General features: G+C 58.9%; 1 protein-coding gene and 1 pseudogene. One reads left to right on the top strand and one right to left on the bottom strand.

Annotated features, from left to right (window positions below; genetic code table 11):
* A partial coding sequence (locus BN1800_RS39715; RefSeq protein WP_143534278.1) for a co-chaperone GroES occupies window positions 1-168 on the bottom strand: 168 nt, incomplete at its 3' end.
* A gap of 203 nt (window positions 169-371) precedes the next feature.
* Here BN1800_RS39715 and BN1800_RS41150 point away from each other — a divergent pair.
* Window positions 372-479 (top strand): annotated as a pseudogene (locus BN1800_RS41150) (IS6 family transposase); the annotation flags it as partial.

Genomic DNA, 479 nt, shown 5'->3' with positions numbered 1-479 from the left:
CTTGCCGGACTCGTCGCGAGCGCCGGAACCGACGGCGACGATTTCGCCTTCCTGCGGCTTTTCCTTGGCGGTGTCCGGAATGATGATGCCGCCCTTGGTCTGTTCTTCAGATTCGACGCGGCGGACGACGACGCGGTCGTGCAGCGGACGGAAATTGGTGCTTGCCATTGTCTAATCCCTCGATCAAGTGACAGTGCGGATCTTCATCGATCCGGTGGACGTGCTAGCACTCCTCACACGAGAGTGCTAGCACCGTGGCTGAGATATGCCTCGCTGACGTGCGTGTCAAGCATTGGCCAATTCGCAACGGGACAGGCGACCGCATGCATGGGGATTTGCCGATCACGATCCGCTTATGCCCGTTTGGGGTGATGTCACGTTGTCAGCGGCTTAACGGTTGTCTGGTAATGGGTTGGGATGAACAGTCCGGCCGTAAGCTACAAGAACCACCGCTTTCCACCGCAGATCATCGCCCGTGC

This window comes from Rhizobium sullae, from assembly GCF_900169785.1.
GTDB lineage: Bacteria > Pseudomonadota > Alphaproteobacteria > Rhizobiales > Rhizobiaceae > Rhizobium > Rhizobium sullae.
This window is presented reverse-complemented; position numbering and strand designations above follow the sequence as displayed.